Annotated in this window: 16 protein-coding genes; 11 read left to right on the forward strand and 5 right to left on the reverse strand. The window is 70.4% G+C overall.

The window, feature by feature from the left end; all coding sequences use genetic code 11:
• Nucleotides 1-105: 105 nt before the first annotated feature.
• Nucleotides 106-1,707, forward strand: a complete 1,602-nt coding sequence (locus AC07VX_RS23725; protein ID WP_493166911.1) for a M48 family metalloprotease — start codon at nt 106-108, stop codon at nt 1,705-1,707.
• Between the two features lie 25 nt (nt 1,708-1,732).
• Here AC07VX_RS23725 and AC07VX_RS23730 read toward each other — a convergent pair whose 3' ends face one another.
• On the reverse strand, nt 1,733-3,259 hold the full coding sequence (locus AC07VX_RS23730) for a DVUA0089 family protein (protein ID WP_493166910.1): 1,527 nt from the start codon (nt 3,257-3,259) through the stop codon (nt 1,733-1,735).
• Nucleotides 3,260-3,357: 98 nt separating this feature from the next.
• On the reverse strand, nt 3,358-3,987 hold the full coding sequence (locus AC07VX_RS23735; protein WP_493166909.1) for a glutathione binding-like protein: 630 nt from the start codon (nt 3,985-3,987) through the stop codon (nt 3,358-3,360).
• 69 nt (nt 3,988-4,056) lie between these two features.
• Here AC07VX_RS23735 and AC07VX_RS23740 point away from each other — a divergent pair, with 69 nt between their 5' ends.
• Nucleotides 4,057-4,710, forward strand: a complete 654-nt coding sequence (locus tag AC07VX_RS23740; protein WP_493166908.1) for a TetR/AcrR family transcriptional regulator — start codon at nt 4,057-4,059, stop codon at nt 4,708-4,710.
• On the opposite strand, the gene AC07VX_RS23745 is transcribed toward AC07VX_RS23740, so the two are convergent.
• Entirely contained in the window at nt 4,682-5,035 is a 354-nt protein-coding gene (locus tag AC07VX_RS23745; RefSeq protein WP_493166907.1) for a phage holin family protein, read from the reverse strand. The two genes, AC07VX_RS23740 and AC07VX_RS23745, sit on opposite strands and share 29 nt — an antisense overlap.
• A gap of 125 nt (nt 5,036-5,160) precedes the next feature.
• On the opposite strand from AC07VX_RS23745, the gene AC07VX_RS23750 reads away from it, so the two are divergent.
• The 7 genes from AC07VX_RS23750 to AC07VX_RS23780 all read left to right on the forward strand — a co-directional run bounded on the left by AC07VX_RS23750 (nt 5,161) and on the right by AC07VX_RS23780 (nt 11,661).
• A complete protein-coding gene (locus tag AC07VX_RS23750; RefSeq protein WP_493166906.1) occupies nt 5,161-5,907 on the forward strand; it encodes a TonB family protein in 747 nt (248 codons plus the stop codon).
• Nucleotides 5,908-6,005: 98 nt separating this feature from the next.
• Complete coding sequence (locus AC07VX_RS23755) at nt 6,006-8,249, forward strand: TonB-dependent receptor (protein WP_493166905.1); 2,244 nt, start codon at nt 6,006-6,008, stop codon at nt 8,247-8,249.
• 24 nt (nt 8,250-8,273) lie between these two features.
• A complete protein-coding gene (locus tag AC07VX_RS23760) occupies nt 8,274-8,957 on the forward strand; it encodes a Fe2+-dependent dioxygenase (protein ID WP_493166904.1) in 684 nt (227 codons plus the stop codon).
• The gene (locus tag AC07VX_RS23765; protein ID WP_493166903.1) at nt 8,954-10,084 is read left to right on the forward strand and encodes an alpha-hydroxy acid oxidase; all 1,131 of its coding nucleotides are present in this window, start codon (nt 8,954-8,956) and stop codon (nt 10,082-10,084) included. The genes AC07VX_RS23760 and AC07VX_RS23765 overlap by 4 nt, the downstream gene beginning before the upstream one ends.
• A gap of 10 nt (nt 10,085-10,094) precedes the next feature.
• The gene (locus AC07VX_RS23770; protein ID WP_493166902.1) at nt 10,095-10,379 is read left to right on the forward strand and encodes a PepSY domain-containing protein; all 285 of its coding nucleotides are present in this window, start codon (nt 10,095-10,097) and stop codon (nt 10,377-10,379) included.
• A 6-nt stretch (nt 10,380-10,385) separates the two neighbouring features.
• The gene (locus AC07VX_RS23775; RefSeq protein WP_493166901.1) at nt 10,386-10,931 is read left to right on the forward strand and encodes a cytochrome b/b6 domain-containing protein; all 546 of its coding nucleotides are present in this window, start codon (nt 10,386-10,388) and stop codon (nt 10,929-10,931) included.
• 298 nt (nt 10,932-11,229) lie between these two features.
• Nucleotides 11,230-11,661 (forward strand): SWIB/MDM2 domain-containing protein, encoded by a 432-nt coding sequence (locus AC07VX_RS23780; RefSeq protein WP_493166900.1) that lies wholly within the window; start codon nt 11,230-11,232, stop codon nt 11,659-11,661.
• Nucleotides 11,662-11,888: 227 nt separating this feature from the next.
• On the opposite strand, the gene AC07VX_RS23785 is transcribed toward AC07VX_RS23780, so the two are convergent.
• Nucleotides 11,889-12,281 (reverse strand): response regulator, encoded by a 393-nt coding sequence (locus AC07VX_RS23785; protein WP_493166899.1) that lies wholly within the window; start codon nt 12,279-12,281, stop codon nt 11,889-11,891.
• Nucleotides 12,282-12,499: 218 nt separating this feature from the next.
• On the opposite strand from AC07VX_RS23785, the gene AC07VX_RS23790 reads away from it, so the two are divergent.
• Complete coding sequence (locus tag AC07VX_RS23790) at nt 12,500-13,300, forward strand: MHFG family PEP-CTERM protein (protein WP_493166898.1); 801 nt, start codon at nt 12,500-12,502, stop codon at nt 13,298-13,300.
• Nucleotides 13,301-13,311: 11 nt separating this feature from the next.
• On the opposite strand, the gene uvrA is transcribed toward AC07VX_RS23790, so the two are convergent.
• On the reverse strand, nt 13,312-16,206 hold the full coding sequence (gene uvrA / locus AC07VX_RS23795; RefSeq protein ID WP_493166897.1) for an excinuclease ABC subunit UvrA: 2,895 nt from the start codon (nt 16,204-16,206) through the stop codon (nt 13,312-13,314).
• A 72-nt stretch (nt 16,207-16,278) separates the two neighbouring features.
• Between uvrA and AC07VX_RS23800 the strand changes: the two genes are divergently transcribed.
• On the forward strand, nt 16,279-18,261 hold the full coding sequence (locus tag AC07VX_RS23800; protein ID WP_493166896.1) for an alpha/beta hydrolase family protein: 1,983 nt from the start codon (nt 16,279-16,281) through the stop codon (nt 18,259-18,261).
• Nucleotides 18,262-18,324 lie beyond the last annotated feature (63 nt).

The following is an 18,324-nucleotide window of genomic DNA, read 5'->3' on the forward strand; positions in this document are numbered from 1 at the left end:
TCAGCGATGCTCGGCTGGGCGAGGGGCGCCGTGAGACCTGGAAACAAAGGGGCAAGGTGTTGCAGGCATCATAGGAGGCTCGTTCCCGGCTCGCGCCACCGTCCGATGAAGAAGCTACTGCAACGCCCCCTGCTCAGCCTGCTCGCCGCGGCAACGCTGGCCCTGCCCGGCGCGCCACTGAACGCCCAGGTCAACCTGCCGGCCCTGGGCGACTCGGTGTCGCAGGACTTGGACGTCGGCGCCGAACGCCGCCTGGGCGACCAGGTCATGCGCCAGATCCGCATCGACCCCGACTACGTGCTCGACCCGTTGCTGCAGGAATACCTCGACGGCATCTGGGACCCGCTCGTGAAGGCGGCGCGCAAGCTGGGCCAGATCGGTGACGAGACGCAGGCCCGCTTCGCCTGGGAGCCTTTCCTTGTGCGCGACCGCAGCGTCAATGCCTTCGCGCTGCCGGGCGGCTTCGTCGGCACCCACCTCGGGCTGATCCAGATGACGGTGTCGCGGGACGAGCTGGCCTCGGTGCTGGCGCACGAGCTCTCGCACATCACGCAGCGCCACATCGCGCGGCGCATCGCGGGCGATTCGAAGAACAGCATGATCGCTGTCGCCGGCCTGCTGCTGGGCATCCTGGCCGCCTCGCGCGGCAACATCGACATGGCCAACGCCGGCATCGTCGGCGGCCAGGCCGCAGCCACGCAGCTGTCGCTGAACTTCTCGCGCGACATGGAGCGCGAGGCCGACCGTGTCGGCTTCAACGTGCTGGTGGAGGCGGGCTTCGCCGGCAGCGGCATGGTCAGCATGTTCGAGCGCATGGAGCAGGCTTACCACCTGATGGACAACGGCGCCTACCCGTACCTGCGCTCTCACCCGCTGACGAGCGAGCGCATTGGCGACGCGCGCACGCGGCTGGCCCTCGAACCCTTCGCCCGCCCTCGCGGCTTGGCCGAGCACGCGCTGATGGCGGCGCGCTCGCGTGTGCTGATGGACCCGCGCGTGGACGCCTGGAAGGTGCTGGAGAACTACGACGCCGGCGCCCGCAACATCCGCGAGAGCGGCGGCTACGAGCAGCTCGGCGCCCGCTACGCCGCCACGCTCGCCTCCATCAAGCTGCGCAACTACGACCGCGCCGAGGCCACGCTGCGCAGTGCCGAGGTGACGCTGCAGCTCATCGCCCCCAGCGCTGCCGAGACCGTCGCGGCCCGCCGGCTGCTGACCTATCTGCGCGCCGAGCTGGCCGAGGCGCGCGGCCGGCCGATGGAGGGCATCGCCGCGCTGGACACGCTGCAGGGCGAGAAGTCCCGCCCGATGCTCATGCAGCGCGTGGGCCTGGCGCTGGCCTCGGGCCCCGCAGCCACGGCCGGCGCCGCGCTGCGCGAGGCCGCCGACGCGCTGCAGACCCACGTCAGCCTGGAGCCGACCGACGCACTGGCCTGGCACGAGCTCGCGCTGATCTGGGAAAAGCTCGGCCAGCCGCTGCGCGCGGTGCGCGCGCAGGCCGAGACGCGCGCCGCCGCCGGCGACCTGAACGGCGCCATCGACCGTCTGCGCTCCGGGCTGCGCCAGTCGCGCGGCCCGGACGCCGACCAGGTCGAGGCCTCGGTCATCGACGCCCGCCTGCGCACGCTGGTCTACGAGCGCCAGGCCATCCTGGGCGAGATGTACCGGGGCCGCTACATCCCGCCGGACGTCGAGCTGCCGAACTGAGGCGGCCGGCGCACGGCCGGGCCGCCTAGAGCGCGGTCACGCAGACGATGTAGAGATTGAGGGTGATGGGGGCCGTGTTCACGTTGCTGACCCACAGCCGCCAGGTCGTGTCGTTGACCGGATAGCTCACCCGCGGCACCACGTTGACCGCCTGGGTGCCGGTGACACCGTCCGGCAGCTTGTAGCCGCCGCTCAGCACCCGCTTGCCCGACGGGCAACCAATGTCGAACTGCGAGATGAAGCTGGCGGGGATGGTGCCCGTCGTCTGCACCTGCTGGTAGCCGGATACGCCCGCGGCACCGGTCGGACCGGCCGGCCCGGTGAGTCCCTGCTGCCCCATCGGGCCGGTGGCACCCGTGGCGCCGGTCGCCCCCACAGCGCCCGTGGCACCGGTGGCGCCCGTCGCGCCGCGGGGGCCGGTGTCGCCCTTGTCGCCCTTAGGCCCCTGGTCGGCCAGGGTCAGGTCCAGCCGCGCCACATGGGCCGTGGCCGTGTTTTCCTTGCTGTCGAGGAAGACCACGGTGCCCGGCGCCGTCAGGGCCGGTGTCAGCGCGAAGCCGAAGTTGCTGGCGGGGTTGGTGATCCAGGCCCTGACGGCATTGGTCACGTCCACGCTGACGAACTGGCCGGCGGCCGCGACCGGCAGCGTGACGCCGCTGCCGGCCCCCGACAGGGCCGGAGCCGCCGCGGCCGTCACGCCGGCCTCCGTCCAGGCGCTGTTCACGGTCTGCAGCTCCACGGCACCAGGCGCGCCGACGCGGTTCACGTACAGCACGAGGTTGGCCTTGACCAGCTTGGCGGCCGTGGTCGCAGCGGGCAGCGTGCCCAGGTCGAAACGCAGCAGCGCCGTCGAGCCGCCGCCGACGTTGAGCGTGGGCAGGCTGCCGAAATTCACGGCCGGCTGGGTGCTGGCCATGTGGGCGTCCGCGGCCAGCGGTGCCTCCAGCGCCAGGGCGGGCAGGGAGGCGGCCAGCCCCGCGCCCAGCAGCCAGGCGCGGCGGCGCCAGATCAGTCCGGCCAGCCCCAGCACCAGCAGCAAGCCGGTCGCAGGCTCCGGCACCGCGGCGGCCTGCAGCGTCAGGGCCCAGTCGCCGGTGCGCGTGCTGCCGTCCACATTGATGAAGCGCAGGCCCGGCTGACCCAGATAGGCCAGACCGGTGTAGTCGGGCTGGCCCGTCATCGAGAAGCCATCGGCCAGGTCGGGGCCCAGCGGCAGATTGCCGTCCTGGGTCAGCACCAGGGTGTAACTGCCGGCGCCGAGGTCGAGCGCGAGCCGCGCGTCCCAGCAGAAGCTGCCGGCGCCGCTGCACACATGGCTGCTGCCGGCGTCGAGCTGGATCAGCTGGCCGGCAGCGTCGAAGAGCGACAGCACCGGCGCGAAGCCGCCTGCGGCGAAGGATTGGGTGTCGACCTGCACCGGTCCGCCGGCGGCGAGAGTGAAGCCGAGCGAGAAATGCTCGTCGTCGGCACCGAACCGGCCGCCGTAGCTGGCCGAACCGGCCGCCGCCGCCGCGCTAAGGGCCAGAAGAACCAGGCTGATGAGCCAACGCATCGCAATCTCCTGCAGGTCGAGGCCGGAGCGGCCCCTCCTGTACAAGACGCCAACGCCCGCCGGGCTGCGACAGGCGATGTGCCGCTCATCCGGGGGGGTCAGGCGCGCCGGCGCTGCTCCTCCTGGTACAGCGCGAACTCCTCGCCCAGCGCGCGCGCCACGGCCTCGCGCTGGTTGATGCGGCGGTGGTAGGCCCTGACGGCCGGCCAGGCCGCCAGGTCCACGCCGGCGTAGGGCGCCCAGTTCAGCACCACGGCGAGGTAGATGTCGGCAATGCCGTAGCCGCCCTCCAGGTGCTCGTGCCGCTGAAGATGCGCCTCCAGCGTGGCCAGGCGCAGCGCGGCCTTGTCCATCGCGTAGGCCTTCACGTCGGCGCCGGCCTCGGCGTCCAGCAGCGGCACGAAGACCGCCTTGTGCAGCTCGGTGCCGATGAAGCCCAGCCACTGGCGCACGCGGGCACGCGCGTCGGCCTCGGCAGGCAGCAGACCGGCCTCGGGCCAGGCCTCGGCCAGGTACTGCAGCACGGCTGGGTTCTCGGTCAGCACCCAGCCGTCGGACGTCCGCAGCGCCGGCACCTGGCCCATGGGGTTGATCTGCCAGTAGTCGCGCCCGTCCAGCGTGCGCTTGGCCTTGCTGTCGACCTGCGTGAAGCGGGCTTCGGCACCCGCCTCGTAGAGCACGGCGCGGCTCGCCAGCGAACAGGCCATGGGGGAAAAGAACAATTCCATCTGGATCTCCAACAGTGTTTTTGTACTGTATTGAATAGAATTAATCGTCGTCAATGAATTTCATTCATCGTGGTACAAAAATCTGAAGACGCCGCGAAGACGCCTGCGCCGCGCCGCCGCGGCCGGCCGCGCAGCTTCGACGCGGGCACCACCCTGGCCCAGGCCACACTGACCTTCTGGCAGCGCGGCTACGCGTCCACCTCGCTGGACGACCTGAGCGCCGCCACAGGCCTGAACCGGCCCAGCCTCTATGGCGCCTTCGGCGACAAGCACGCGCTCTATCTGCAGGCGCTCAAGCTCTACACCGAGCAGTCCCATGCCGCCATCTCAGCCGCCTTCGAGGGTCGATCGCTGCGCGAGGGCCTGGCACGGGTCTACGAGCTGGCCCTGCAGCTCTACTGCCCCACCGGTGCGGCGGCGCGCGGCTGCCTGCTGATCGGCACGGCCGCCACCGAGGCCCCGCGTGACGAGGCCATCCGCCAGCAGCTGGGCGAGTCGTTGCGCGGCTTCACCGCCGCCTTCGAGGCGCGGTTGCGGCGCGCGGTGGACGAGGGCGAGCTGCCGCCCGGCACGGACGTGGCCATGCGCGCCCAGCTGGCCTCGGCCGTGCTGCATTCGATGGCGCTGCGCGCCCGCGCCGGAGACGCCCGCGAGGAACTGGCCGCGCTGGCGGCGGCCGGGGTGGCCCTGGTGCTCAGTCGCCCGGAAACAGCCGCTCGATGACGACGTCGATGACCATGCCGCACAGGCTGTAGATCAGCGAGCCGACCAGCGCCGCCCAGAAGCCGGTCACGGCCAGGCCGTCCAGCACCGAAGCGGCAGCCCAGAACATCAGCGCGTTGATGATGAAGAGGAACAGGCCCAGGCTGAGCACCGTCACCGGCAGCGTCAACAGCACGAGGATGGGCCGCAGCAGCGTGTTCAGCAGGCCCAGCACCAGCGCCGCGATCAGCGCCGAGGTGAAGCTCGTCACGACGACGCCGGGGTAGAGGTGGGCCACGAGCAGCAGCGCCCCGGCCAGCAGCAGCCAACGGATGAGGATCTTCATGCGCCACAGCATATCGGGCGCAGCCCGCGGCGGTGTGGCATGGCTGCCGCAGCTTGACATTCATCAAATAAGAATCGTTCGCATTCGTGTTAACATTTTTCTTGATCGAATCGAATGCGCTGTCCGTGAAGCCCCTTGCCTTCGTCGCCCCCACGCTGGTTGCCGCCCCGTCTCGGCCCGCTGTGCAGCGCGTGCCGCCGCAGGCGAGCTATGCGGAGCTCTCCAGGCCGCCACGCAGCCGCCGGCTGCTGCTGGTGGGCGTCGCCGCCCTGCACTTGCTAGGGTTCTGGGGCCTGAGCCAGGTCCAGGACTTCAGGCGCACCGTGGCCCAGGTCGCGCCGGTCGTGGTGCGCCTGGTCGCCCCGGCCGAGCCGCCGAAGCCCCAGCCACGCACGCCAGTCGCGATGCCTGACATGAAGGCGCCGGCGCTGACACTGATCGAGCCGCCGCTCATCGCCGTGGCCGCCGCGCCCGCGCCGTCACCCGTCGTCGCCGCCCTGCCGCCGCCACCGCCTACGCCGGTGCAGGTCCAGCCGGCACCCGCGCCCGTCGCCCAGGTCGCGCCGCCACCGGCACCGCCCGCCCTCAAGCGCATCCCGGCCAGCGCCGTGCGCTACGTGCGCGAGCCGCGCATGACGGTGCCGCTGATGTCCAAGCGGCTGCGCGAGTCGGGTGTCGTGCACCTGCGTGTCGTCGTGGACGTGAACGGCCTGCCGCGCGAGGTCGCGCTGGCCAGGTCCTCCGGCTTCGCCCGCCTGGACGAGCAGGCGCTGCAGGACATGCGCAGCGCCCGCTTCGCGCCGCAGACCGAGAACGGCCAGCCCGTCGAGTGGGAGGTCATCGCGCCGATGTCCTACGAAGTCGACCGCTGACCCCGCCCCTTTCCCCCCGAGTAGCCATGCCGTGGGCGGCGCCCGATGCCGTCGTGGGCAAAGCCATGCCCAGTCATCACGATCCATCGGAGAGTTCCATGCCCCTCAAGAACAACAAGTCCAAGCCGCCGTCGCTGCTGCCCCTGGGGGCGCTCGCCGCCGGCTTCGGCCTGGCCTCGGCCGCGCTGGCGCAGACCGCCACGCCGCCCAAGGAAGACAACGTGCTGCCCACCGTGCGCGCCCGCGCCAGCGCCGAGCCGCAGGGCAAGGATGGCTACCAGGCCACCGAGACCCGCATCGGCAAGAGCAAGCAGGACATCCGCGACATTCCGCAGTCCCTGACCGTCGTCACCGAGAAGCTCATCGACGACCGCAACCTCGACAACGTCAAGGAGGTGCTGAAGAACACCGCCGGCATCAGTTTCATGGCGGCAGAGGGCGGCGAGGAGGACATCCGCATCCACGGCATCTCGCTGCAGAGCACCGGCGACATCTTCATCGACGGCATGCGCGACCCGGCCTTCTACGACCGCGACACCTTCTTCCTCGACAAGGTCGAGCTGCTGCGCGGCTCCGGCGCGCTGATGTTCGGCCGCGGCAGCAGCGGCGGCGCCGTCAACCAGGTCACCAAGCAGGCCGTGCTTGCCGACCAGAACCAGATCGACATGACGATGTCCAGCCACGCCGGCCTGCGCGTAGTGGGCGACCTGAACCAGCGCCTGGGCGAGACGACGGCACTGCGCGTCAGCGCGATGAGCACCACCGCCGACAACGACGGCGCCGGCTCGTCGCAGGACAAGCGCGGCGTCGCCGCCAACCTGCGCTGGGGCATCGAGGAGGCCGACGAGTTCAGCCTGACCCTCTACACCCTGGACAACAACAACGGCATGAACTACGGCATGCCCTGGATCAAGCCCTCGCCGAGCGCGCCCACCAGCGCGACGACGCTGCTGCCGCTGGCCCCGACGGCCTACTACGGCATGGCCAGCGACTACAACAACGGCACGGCCAACTACGGCATGCTGACCCACACACACCGCTTCAGCCCCGCGGTGGAGCTCGTCACCAAGGCCCGCTACGCGAGCTACACGCGTGACCAGCGCGCCGGCACCGTGCGCTTCGCGGCCGCGGCGCTGCAGCCCACCAAGGTCGCCGTGTCGCTGGAGACCTTCGGCCCCGACACCGTCGTCAACCGCGGCACCCAGCTCAAGGTGCAGGACATGCAGACGGTCACCGTGCAGAGCGACCTGAGCGCCCGGTTCAAGGCCGCCGGCATGGCGCACAGCCTGCAGACCGGGGTGGACTTCGCGCAGGAGAAGAAGCAGGTCTACGCCGCCTATGCCGCGGCCCAGGGCGGCATCGTGCCGGCGAAGCCGACGACGACCATCGGCCGCCCCGACGACGGTGCCGCCATCGACGAGAGCCTGCGCAGCTTGCGCACCAACAACGACTACGTCTCCAAAGGCTATGGCGCCTACGTGCAGGACATGGTGCAGGTCGCGCCGATGTGGAAGCTGATGGCCGGCCTGCGCTACGACAAGCTCGACGGCGACTACAAGGTCTACAACATCCCGGCCAACGCGCCCACGCCGGTCACGACCCAGCCCTACGCGATGCGCATCGCCGAGTGGAGCAAGCGCGCCGCCGTGCTGTTCCAGCCCAGCGCCCAGGTGTCGCTGCACCTGATGGGCGCCACGTCCTTCAACACCTCGGGCGACACCTATTCCTTGAGCGCGGCCAACCAGGACATCCCGCCCGAGAAATCCGTCAACCTGGAACTCGGCGGCCAGTACGACTCGGCCGACGGCAGGCTCACCACCCGCTTCGGCATCTTCCGCGCCACCAAGCTGCACGAGCGCAACACCGACCCGCTGACCGCCCTTGTCACGCTGTCCGGCAAGCGCCACGCGGCCGGCATCGACATGGACATCACCGGCCGCATCACGCCCGAGTGGGAGATCTACGGCAGCTTCACCTGGATGCCGGTCGCCAAGATCGACATCGCCGCCGAGGGCGCCGAGGGCCTGGGCACGCGCCCCTCGCTGACGCCGCAGTACTCCGGCAGCCTGTGGACGACCTACAGGCTGAACGCCCAATGGCGCGTCGGCGGCGGCTTCAACGCGCGCAGCGGCCAGCAGCCCAACCGCAACCCCGGCTTCTACGCACCCAAGTTCATCGTCGGCAACCTGATGGCCGAGTACACGGTCGTCGAGGACGCGCTGATCTTCCGCCTCAACGTCGACAATGTGGCCAACAAGCGCTACGCCGACACGCTCTACACCGGCCACTACGTGCCCGGCAAAGGCCGCATCGTCGCGCTGACCGGCAGCTACAAGTTCTGACCTGACGACGGACCACGCGACGCCATGCTGCTGAAGATCCCCCAGATCCTCGACGCCGCCGGCGTCGCCCGGGCCCGCGAGCTGCTGGCCGCGGCCGCCTGGGTCGATGGCCGCACGACCGCGGGCAGCCAGGCCGCGCAGGTCAAGAACAACCAGCAGCTGCAGCCCGGCAGCGAACCGCACCGCGAGCTGCAGGCGCTGGTGCTGCAGGCGCTGGACCGGCACCCGGTGTTCTTCTCAGCCACCCTCCCCAAGCGTGTGCTGCCGCCGCTGTTCAACCGCTACACCGGCGCGGCCAACGCCTACGGCAGCCATGTGGACCAGGCCGTGCGCTACCTGCCCGGCGGCATCCAGCGTGTGCGCACCGATATCTCCTGCACGCTGTTCTTCAGCGACCCGGCCGACTACGACGGCGGCGAGCTCGTCATCGAGCACAGCTATGGCGAGCAGCGCGTCAAGCTCGCCGCCGGCGACATGGTCGTCTACCCCGGCACCAGCGTGCACCGCGTCGAGCCCGTCACGCGCGGCGCGCGGCTGGCCAGCTTCTTCTGGATCGAGAGCATGGTGCGCGCCGACGAACAGCGCCGCCTGCTCTACGAGATGGACATGAGCCTGGTGAAGCTGCGCGGCGAACTCGGCGAAACGCCCGAGCTGGTGCAGCTCACCGGCACGTATCACAACCTCTTGCGGATGTGGGCCGACACATGAGCGCTCCGCTCATCGAGAAGCTGCCCGACGGCATCGCCAACCTCGCCGACTTCGAGGCCCCGGCAAGAGCCCGCCTTGAAGCCAGCGGCAGCGCCGCCGCCTGGGCCTATCTGAACGGCGGCGCGGCCGACGAGATCACGCTGCGCGCCAACCGCACGGCCTGGGACGCGATCCGGCTGCAGCCCCGCGTGCTGCGCAGCCTGGCCGGCGGCCACACCCGCGTGACGCTGCTGGGCCGCGCGCTGCACCATCCCGTCCTGCTCGCGCCCATCGCCTACCAGCGCCTCTTCCATGCCGACGGCGAATTGGCCGTCGCCCACGCCGCCGCCGCGCAGGAAGCCGGCCTCGTGCTCAGCGCCCAGGCCAGCATCGACATGGAAGCCGTGGCCGCGCCCATGCTCGCGGACCCCGCGGCCGGACCGTTGTGGTTCCAGCTCTACTGGCGCGACGACCGCGACTTCATGCGCGCGCTGCTGCGGCGCGTCGAGGCCGCCGGCTTCCAGGCTCTGGTGTTGACCGTCGACGCACCCGTGCACGGCGCCCGCGACCGCGAGCGCCGCGCCGGCTTCCAGCTGCCGGGGCACATCCGCGCCGTCAACCTCGGCGGCGTCAAGAAGCCGCTGGACCTGCAGCCCGGCCAGAGCGCACTCTTCGATGGCCTGATGCCACGCGCCGCCAGCTGGGCCGAGATCGACTGGCTGCGCACCGAGAGCTCCTTGCCGCTGCTGCTCAAGGGCGTGACCCACCCCGACGACGCCCGTGAAGCCCTGGCCCGGGGCGTGAGCGGCTTCGTCGTCTCCAACCACGGTGGCCGCGCGCTGGACACGCTGCCGCCCACCACCGAGCTGCTGCCGCCGCTGCGCGCCGCGCTGGGCCCCGACGTGCCCCTGCTCGTCGACGGCGGAATCCGCCGCGGCACCGACGTGCTCAAGGCCATCGCCCTGGGCGCCAACGCCGTGCTGCTCGGCCGCCCCTACGTCCACGCCCTCGCCGCCAGCGGCGCGCTGGGCGTGGCCCATGCGCTGCGCCTGCTGCGCGACGAGCTGGAGATCGCCATGGCGCTCTCCGGCTGCAAGACCCTTGCCGACGCCGGCCCGGCATTGATCTGGCCCGGCAACTCCCGTTGAAGGACTCACCATGAAAACGCTCACCGCCCTCGTTCTCGCGTTCACCGCCTCCGCCGCCTTCGCCCACGGCAATGTCTCCTGCCCCGCCGTGCCCAAGGATGAGAAAAAGCCGCAGATGGAGCTGCAGAAGAAGCTCGAAGCCGAGGGCTGGAAGGTGCGCCAGGTCAAGAACTACAACGGCTGCTACGAGGTCTACGGCTTCGACGGCCAGGGCAAGAAGGCCGAGGCCTTCTACAACCCCAAGACCTTCGAGCGCGTCTACCCGGAAGGCGAGCAGGCCGCCGACAAGAAGTAAGGCGGCATGCGCATCCGCGTCTGGGACGGCCTCGTCCGCCTGCTGCACTGGACGCTGGCCGGCGCCGTCGCGACGGCCTGGATCAGCGGCCACTGGCTGCCCGAGGACTTCGACGCGGCGCACCACACCGCGGGCTATGTCGCCCTCGCGGCCGTCGCGCTGCGCCTGATCTGGGGCTTCACCGGCAGCCGCCACGCGCGCCTTGCGCAGTTCCTGCGCCGACCGCGCGCCGTGCTCGCTTACGCGCGCGCGCTGCGCGCAGGCCATGAGCCGCGCTACATCGGCCATAACCCGCTCGGCGGCTGGATGGCACTCACGCTGTGGCTGTGCGCGGCGGCACTCTCCATCACCGGCTGGCTCTACACGACCGAGTGGCTGTGGGGTTATGCATGGCTCGAAGCTCTGCACGCCGCGCTCGGCTGGCTCGTCGCGGCCCTCGTTGGCGCGCATCTCGGCGGTGTCGTGATGACGAGCTGGCGGCATCACGAGAACCTCGTCGGCGCGATGTTCAGCGGCGCCAAGCGCGCGCCCGAGGGCAGCGACATCGACTGAGCGCGGCGTCGAGCAGCCCCAAGCAAGCTCGCGCCAGCGCGGCAGGACAGGCCGCAGGCCGAAGGGCGCACCAGTGAATGCAAGGCTCGCGAAGGCCCGAGTGATGCGGCCTCGCGACATGCAAGGCACGAAAGGCCCGATTTCATGGGCCTCTGCGGGTCATCCCCTCTATGAAAGCCTTCTCTTCCCCTGGGGAGCGCAGTACCATCGCCGTCGCAGGGTGCTAGCGAGTATTGAAGGCTTACGCGGCCTTCACCCAGACCCGGCACATCAACAACCTTTGATGGAGTGAATCGACATGGCAACTGCGAAGAAGGCCGCGCCCGCGAAGAAGGCGGCACCGGCGAAGAAGGCCGCCCCGGCAAAGAAGGCGGCAGCGCCCGCCAAGGCGCCTGCGAAGAAGGCTGCGGCTCCGGCCAAGAAGGCCGCCCCGGCGAAGAAGGCAGCTCCGGCCAAGAAGGCCGCAGCCCCCGCCAAGAAGCGCACGCCCAACGCCGCCTTCATGAAGGCCCTGACCCCCAGCGCCGCTCTCGCGGCCATCGTCGGCGCCAGCCCGCTGCCGCGCACCGACGTGACCAAGAAGGTCTGGGAGTACATCAAGAAGAACAAGCTGCAGGACGAGCTGCAGAAGCGCGTCATCAACGCCGACGCCAAGCTGAAGGAAATCTTCGGCAAGGCCAAGGCCGACATGTTCGAGATGACCAAGCTGATCAACAGCCACCTGAAGTGATGCGGCGCCGCGCCAGCGGCTCTGCGGAACGAAGCCCGGCAATGCCGGGCTTTTTTTCGTCAGTTGTTCACGTGCGATGCGCCATCCGCAACGGATGAATCTGGGGTATTTCGAGCAGCAGCCGGGCCGAGCGCCGGGCCGCCCCAAGCACATCGCCGCCCCCACGGGGAACCCACCAGACTCGCTCGCTTGCAGCGACGCGTGGCTGGGCGAGGGGCAATGCCCGCTCAGCCCAGCAGCCGGTGCAGCGCGGTCTGCATCTGCGCGACGTCGATCGGCTTGAGCCAGTAATCGTGGAAGCCCGCTGCGCGAGCAGCGCGCACGACATCGCTCGGGTCGTCCGCCGACAGCGCGACCCAGCGGGTGTCCTGCAGCGCCTCGGCAAGATCGCCATCCGCTGCCACGCAGGCGCGCAGGCCCAGGCCCGTCATGTCGGGCAGGTTCATGTCCACCAGCACCAGAGCGGGCCGGCACTCGGCCAGCGCGGCCAGCGCCTCGGCCCCCGTCTCGGCACAGCGCAGCTCGCAGCCGGGCAACAGCCGGAAGACCTCCTCCATCAGGATCGTGTGGATGCGGTCGTCTTCGACGTAGAGCACCAGCGGCGGGGCGCGATTGGGCATGGCGGATTCGGGTACTGCGGAAAGCGGTCGGCACGATAGCAGCAATGCCCGCCCCGGCGACACAGCGCCGCGGCCATCGTTTCCGGGGCTTTGCGTGATTTATCTCACCCGCCGGACACCCCCGCTTTGCGGGTCTTCAACGCGTACAAACCCTAGGAATCTCTAGTATCTGTCCCGTGCGCCCGACCTCGGGCGCTTTCCCTTTTTTGGACCGCGCCATGTCCCTGATCGCCACTCTTGCCCTCGCCGTTTCCGCCGGCTCCACGCTGCCGCAGTGCAGCTGGGACCGTCCGGGCGTCAACCCCTTCATGGGCGACGTGGTGGCGGCCGTCGATCGCTACCAGGACATCCCGGCGGCGACCCGCGAGAAGCTCAAGGCCCGCATGAAGGCGCGCAGCTACGACGACATCGCCGTCATCGAGCGCGACGCCATCAAGGGCAAGGGCAGCTATGACCCCGAGATCCGCGACATGCATTTCGGGCCCGGCGCCGTCTGCCGCACGGTGACGCGCACCAAGTGGACGGCCACGACCCAGGAGCGCGGCCTCGTCTACTGCGAGGACGGCCAGTGCATTCTGGTGCCGACGGTCTGCCGCAACGTCAGCCGCATCCGCCGGCTGGACAAGCCCGCCGCCGCGCCGGCCCAGGCCAGCAACGTCGCCTCGTCCACCCGCGCGAGCGAGGACGCACCGCTGGAATTCGAGGCGCCGGCCGCCGGCCCGATGGCCGCCGCGCCCGAGACCTTCGCCTCCGCGTCCGGCGTGCCGACGCTGGGTGGCGCCCCGGCCCCGAGCGGCTTCAGCCTGCCCGGCGGCAACGCCCCCACCCCCGCCACCGCGCCGGGCGGTGCACCCGGCCTGGTCAACCTCGGCATGCCGGCGCTGCCGCCAGGCCGCGTGTCCACGGCGGAGGCCCCGCTGCCCGGCGACAGCGTCCCGGCGGTGCCCGAACCCGGCTCCTGGGCCATGATCGCCCTGGGCCTGCTCGTGGTGGTCTTCCGCGCCCGCCAGCGGCGCTGATCAGCGCCTGATCAACGGCGGAGCAGCGGCGCCAGGTAACGCCCGGTGTGGCTGGCCTCGCAGGCCGCCACCGCCTCGGGCGTGCCGGCCACCAGCAGCGTGCCGCCACCCGCACCGCCTTCCGGCCCCATGTCAATGAGCCAGTCGGCCGTCTTGATGACGTCCAGGTTGTGCTCGATGACGACGATGGTGTTGCCCGCGTCGCGCAGCTGGTGCAGCACCTTCATCAAGAGGGCAATGTCGGCGAAGTGCAGGCCGGTGGTGGGCTCGTCGAGGATGTAGAGGGTCCGCCCCGTGTCGCGCTTGGAGAGCTCCAGCGCCAGCTTCACGCGCTGCGCCTCGCCGCCGGACAACGTCGTCGCGCTCTGGCCCAGCTTCACGTAGCCCAGGCCCACGTCCAGCAGCGTCTGCAGCTTGCGCGCCAGCGTGGGCACGGCGTTGAACAGCTCGAAGGCGTCCTCCACCGTCATGTTCAGCACCTGGGTGATGTTCTTGCCCTTGTAGAGCACCTCCAGCGTCTCGCGGTTGTAGCGCCGGCCCTGGCAGACGTCGCAGGGCACGTAGACGTCGGGCAGGAAGTGCATCTCCACCTTGAGCACGCCGTCGCCCTGGCAGGCCTCGCAGCGGCCGCCGGCCACGTTGAAGCTGAAGCGGCCGGCGCCGTAGCCGCGCTCGCGGGCCGTGGGCATCTCGGCGAACAGCTCGCGGATGGGCGTGAACAGGCCCGTGTAGGTGGCCGGGTTGGAGCGCGGCGTGCGGCCGATGGGGCTCTGGTCGACGTTGATGACCTTGTCGAAGGCGTCCAGGCCCTCGATCTCGTCATGGGCGGCCGGGTCGGCGTGGCTCTGGTAGAGCTTCTTGGCGACGGCGGCATAAAGCGTGTCGTTGACCAGCGTGCTCTTGCCCGAGCCGGACACGCCGGTCACGCAGGTGAACAGGCCCACGGGCACCTCGACCGTCACGCCCTTCAGGTTGTTGCCGCGCGCGTTGACGATGCGCAGCTTCTGCTGCGCGACCGGCTCGTGGCGCCGGACCGGCACTTCGATGCGGGCCGCACCGCTCAGGTAGCGGCCGGTCAGCGAGTTCGGGTCGGCCGCCACCTGGTCGGGCGTGCCCTGGGCCATCACGCGGCCGCCGTGCACGCCGGCGCCGGGGCCGAGGTCCAGCACCCAGTCGGCCGCGCGGATGGCGTCCTCGTCGTGCTCCACCACCAGCACCGAGTTGCCCAGGTCGCGCAGCCGCCGCAGCGTGGTGATGAGGCGGTCGTTGTCGCGCTGGTGCAGTCCGATGCTGGGCTCGTCCAGCACGTACATGACGCCCGTCAGGCCCGAGCCGATCTGCGAGGCCAGGCGGATGCGCTGGGCCTCGCCGCCGGAGAGCGTGTCGGCGCTGCGGTCCAGGCTCAGGTAGTTCAGGCCCACATCATTGAGGAAGCGCAGCCGCGACGCGATCTCGCGGATGACCTTGTCGCCGATCTCGGCCTTGTTGCCCTTGAGCTTGAGCCCCTCGAAATAGTCCAGGCATTCGCGCAGCGTCGAATGCTCGACCTCATAGATGGGCCGGCCGCGCACGCCCGACGGCGCATCGGCCGGCTGCAGCACGACGTTGCGCGCTTCACGGCGCAGGCGCGAGCCCTCGCAGGCCGGGCAGGGCCTGGCGGCCATGTAGCGGGCCAGGTCTTCCCGAACGGCGGCCGAGTCGGTTTCCTTGTAGCGGCGCTGCAGATTGGGCAGGATGCCTTCGAAGGGGTGGCTGCGCTTGACCGAGCGCTTCTTGCCGCTGGCCGACTCGGCCTGGTAGACGAAGGCGATGTCCTCCTGCCCCGAGCCGTGCAGCAGCACCTGCTGCGCCGTGGCCGGCAGCGTCTCCCAGGGCGCCTCGACATCGAAGGCGTAGTGCGCCGCCACCGATTCCAGCAGCGAGAAGGTGTAGGGGTTGCGCCGGTCCCAGCCCTTCACCGCGCCGCTGGCCAGGCTCAGCGTCGGGAAGGCGACGACACGGTCCTCGTCGAACACCGTCACCTGGCCCAGGCCCTCGCAGCTCGGGCAGGCGCCCACCGGCGAGTTGAAGGAGAACAGGCGCGGCTCCAGCTCGGGCAGCGAGTAGGAGCAGACCGGGCAGGCGAACTTGCTGGAGAACAGGGTCGTCTCGTTCGAGTCCATGTTCATGACCAGTGCGCGCCCGTCGGCTAGCCGCAGCGCCGCCTCGAAGCTCTCCGCCAGGCGCTGGCGCAGGCTGTCGGCCGCGTCGTGGCGCAGCTTGATGCGGTCGATGACGACGTCGATGTCGTGCTTCTCGGCCTTCTTCAGCGCCGGAACGTCGGGCGCCTCCACCGTCGCGCCGTCGACGCGAAAGCGCACATAGCCCTGGGCCTGCAGGTCCTGGAACAGCTCGACGAACTCGCCCTTGCGGTCGCGCACGACCGGTGCCAGCAGCATCAGCCGCGACTCGTCCGGCATGGCCAGCACGGCGTCCACCATCTGGCTGACCGACTGCGCCTCCAGCGGCAGATCGTGGTCGGGGCAGAACGGCGTGCCGGCGCGGGCATAGAGCAGGCGCAGGTAGTCGTGGATCTCGGTGACGGTGCCGACGGTGGAGCGCGGGTTGTGCGAGGTAGCCTTCTGCTCGATGGAGATCGCCGGCGACAGGCCCTCGATGATGTCCACGTCGGGCTTGTCCATCAGCTGCAGGAACTGCCGCGCGTAACTGGACAGGCTCTCGACGTAGCGGCGCTGGCCTTCGGCATAGAGCGTGTCGAAGGCGAGCGAGGACTTGCCGGAGCCGGACAGCCCGGTGATGACGACCAGCGCGTGCCGCGGCAGGTCGACGTCGATGTTCTTGAGGTTGTGGGTGCGTGCGCCGCGCACGCGGATGAATTTGGACTCGGGCAGATCCGGGGCAGCCATGGCAGTTTTCACAAGCGAACCGGCCATGATAGGCCGCCACAATCCGGCGCTCCAAACCGGAGCCCCCCATCCATGAAGCACCGCCTGGCCGCTGCCCTGTTTGCCATCGCCGCCATGCTGGCGCCTGCCGCAGGTGCGGTCGAGGCGCCGCCCTCCGCCGCTGCCTTCTTCAAGCGCGCCGCCATCCGCGCGCCCAAGCTCAGCCCTAGCGGCCGCTTCCTGGCCATCCAGGCCGCCGGCAAGGGCGACCGCATGTGGCTGGCCGTGCTGGACCTGCAGACCCTGCAGGCGCCGAAGTTCATCGCCGGCTTCAACGATGCCGACATCGCCACCCAGCACTGGATCAGCGAGGACCGCCTGGTGTTCGACGTGTCCGATTCGCCCGACGGCACGACGCGCGTCGGCGGCCAGGGCCTGTGGGCGGTGGACCGGGACGGCGGCCAGCTGCGCCAGCTCATCAAGACCGACAAGCCCTTCCTCACCACCGCCACGCTGATCGCCGACCGCCGGCTTGACGTGAACTGGACGCTGCACAGCGTGCCGCCCGGCCTGGACGGCGGCGAGGTCGTCGTGCTGCGCCGACCCTGGTCGAACGAGCGCGCCGCGACCGGCGTGCAGCTGGCACGCCTGGACACCCGCAGCGGCCTCACGCGCACACTCAGCGAAGGCATGCCCGACCACAGCCGGCACTGGCTGCTCGACTGGCGCGGCGAACCCCGCGTCATCGACACGCTGAACCAGGGCAAGAGCCGGCTGTACCGCCGCGACGACGCGGGCCGCTGGCAGCTCTGGTACGAGGACGACCCCGAGGCGCGCAAGCGACCCTGGCCGACCTGGCTCGGGCCGGACGGGTTGACGCTGGGCACGCAGGGCCACCGCGGCTACGACGCCGTCTTCCGCCTCGATCCGGCCAGCGGCCGCGCCGACGGCGGGCCACTGGTCTCCACGCCGGGGTACGACTTCGCCGGCCGCCTCGTCACCGAGCCCGGCAGCGGCCGACTGCTGGGCGTGCGCTTCGAGACCGACGCGCCCGGCACCGTCTGGCTGGACAAGGCGATGAAGGCACGCCAGGCCGACATCGACGCTAGCCTGCCCGGCAGCGTCAACCTCATCGAATGCCTGCGCTGCATGGACGCCAGCCACTACGTCGTCACCTCGCTGTCCGACAAGCGCCCGCCGCTGTACTACCTGTACGAAACCGCCAGCAAGCAGCTGCAGCCTCTGGCCGGCACCCGGCCCGACCTGCCCGCCGCCGCCATGGGCCAGCGCGACTACCACCGCATCAAGGCCCGCGACGGCCTGGAGCTGCCCGTGCTCGTCACGCAGCCCGCTGGCGGCCTCAAGGGCAGCGCGCCCACCGTCGTGCTCGTGCACGGCGGGCCCTATGTGCGCGGCACGCACTGGCCGTGGTCGCCCTATGCCCAGTTCCTCGCCAGCCGCGGCTACCTCGTGCTGGAACCCGAATTCCGCGGCAGCACGGGCTACGGCTTCAAGCATTTCCAGGCCGGCTGGAAGCAGTGGGGCCTGGCCATGCAGGACGACCTCGCCGACACCCTGGCCTGGGCCGTCAAGCAGGGCTGGGCCGACCCCGGGCGCGCCTGCGTCATGGGCGCGAGCTACGGCGGCTACGCGGCCATGATGGCGGCGGTCACCCAGGGCGAGCTGTTCAAGTGCGCCGTCAACTGGGTCGGCGTGACCGACATCGGCCTGCTGTCCAGCATCAGCTGGAGCGACATGTCCGACGAGTGGAAGGACTATGGGATGAAGCGCCTCGTCGCCGACCCCGACAGCGACGCCGAGCAGATCAGGAAGACCTCGCCGCTGGCACGCGCCGGCGAGATCCGCATGCCGCTGCTGATGGCCTATGGCGGCGAGGACCGGCGCGTGCCGCTCAAGCACGGCACCGCCATGAAGGCCGCGCTGCGCGCCGACCAGCCGCTCGAATGGGTCGTCTATCCCGACGAGGGGCATGGCTGGTTCAACCTCGGGACCAACGAGGACTTCTGGGGGCGCGTGGAGCGTTTCTTGGCCCGGCATCTGGCGCCGGGGAACTGACCGTTCATCGCGGCCGCATGCAGCTCGCGGCCAGCGTCCGGCGATTCATCGCAGCGCCGTGGC

This window comes from Roseateles sp. GW821-FHT03B02 (genome assembly GCF_059421025.1).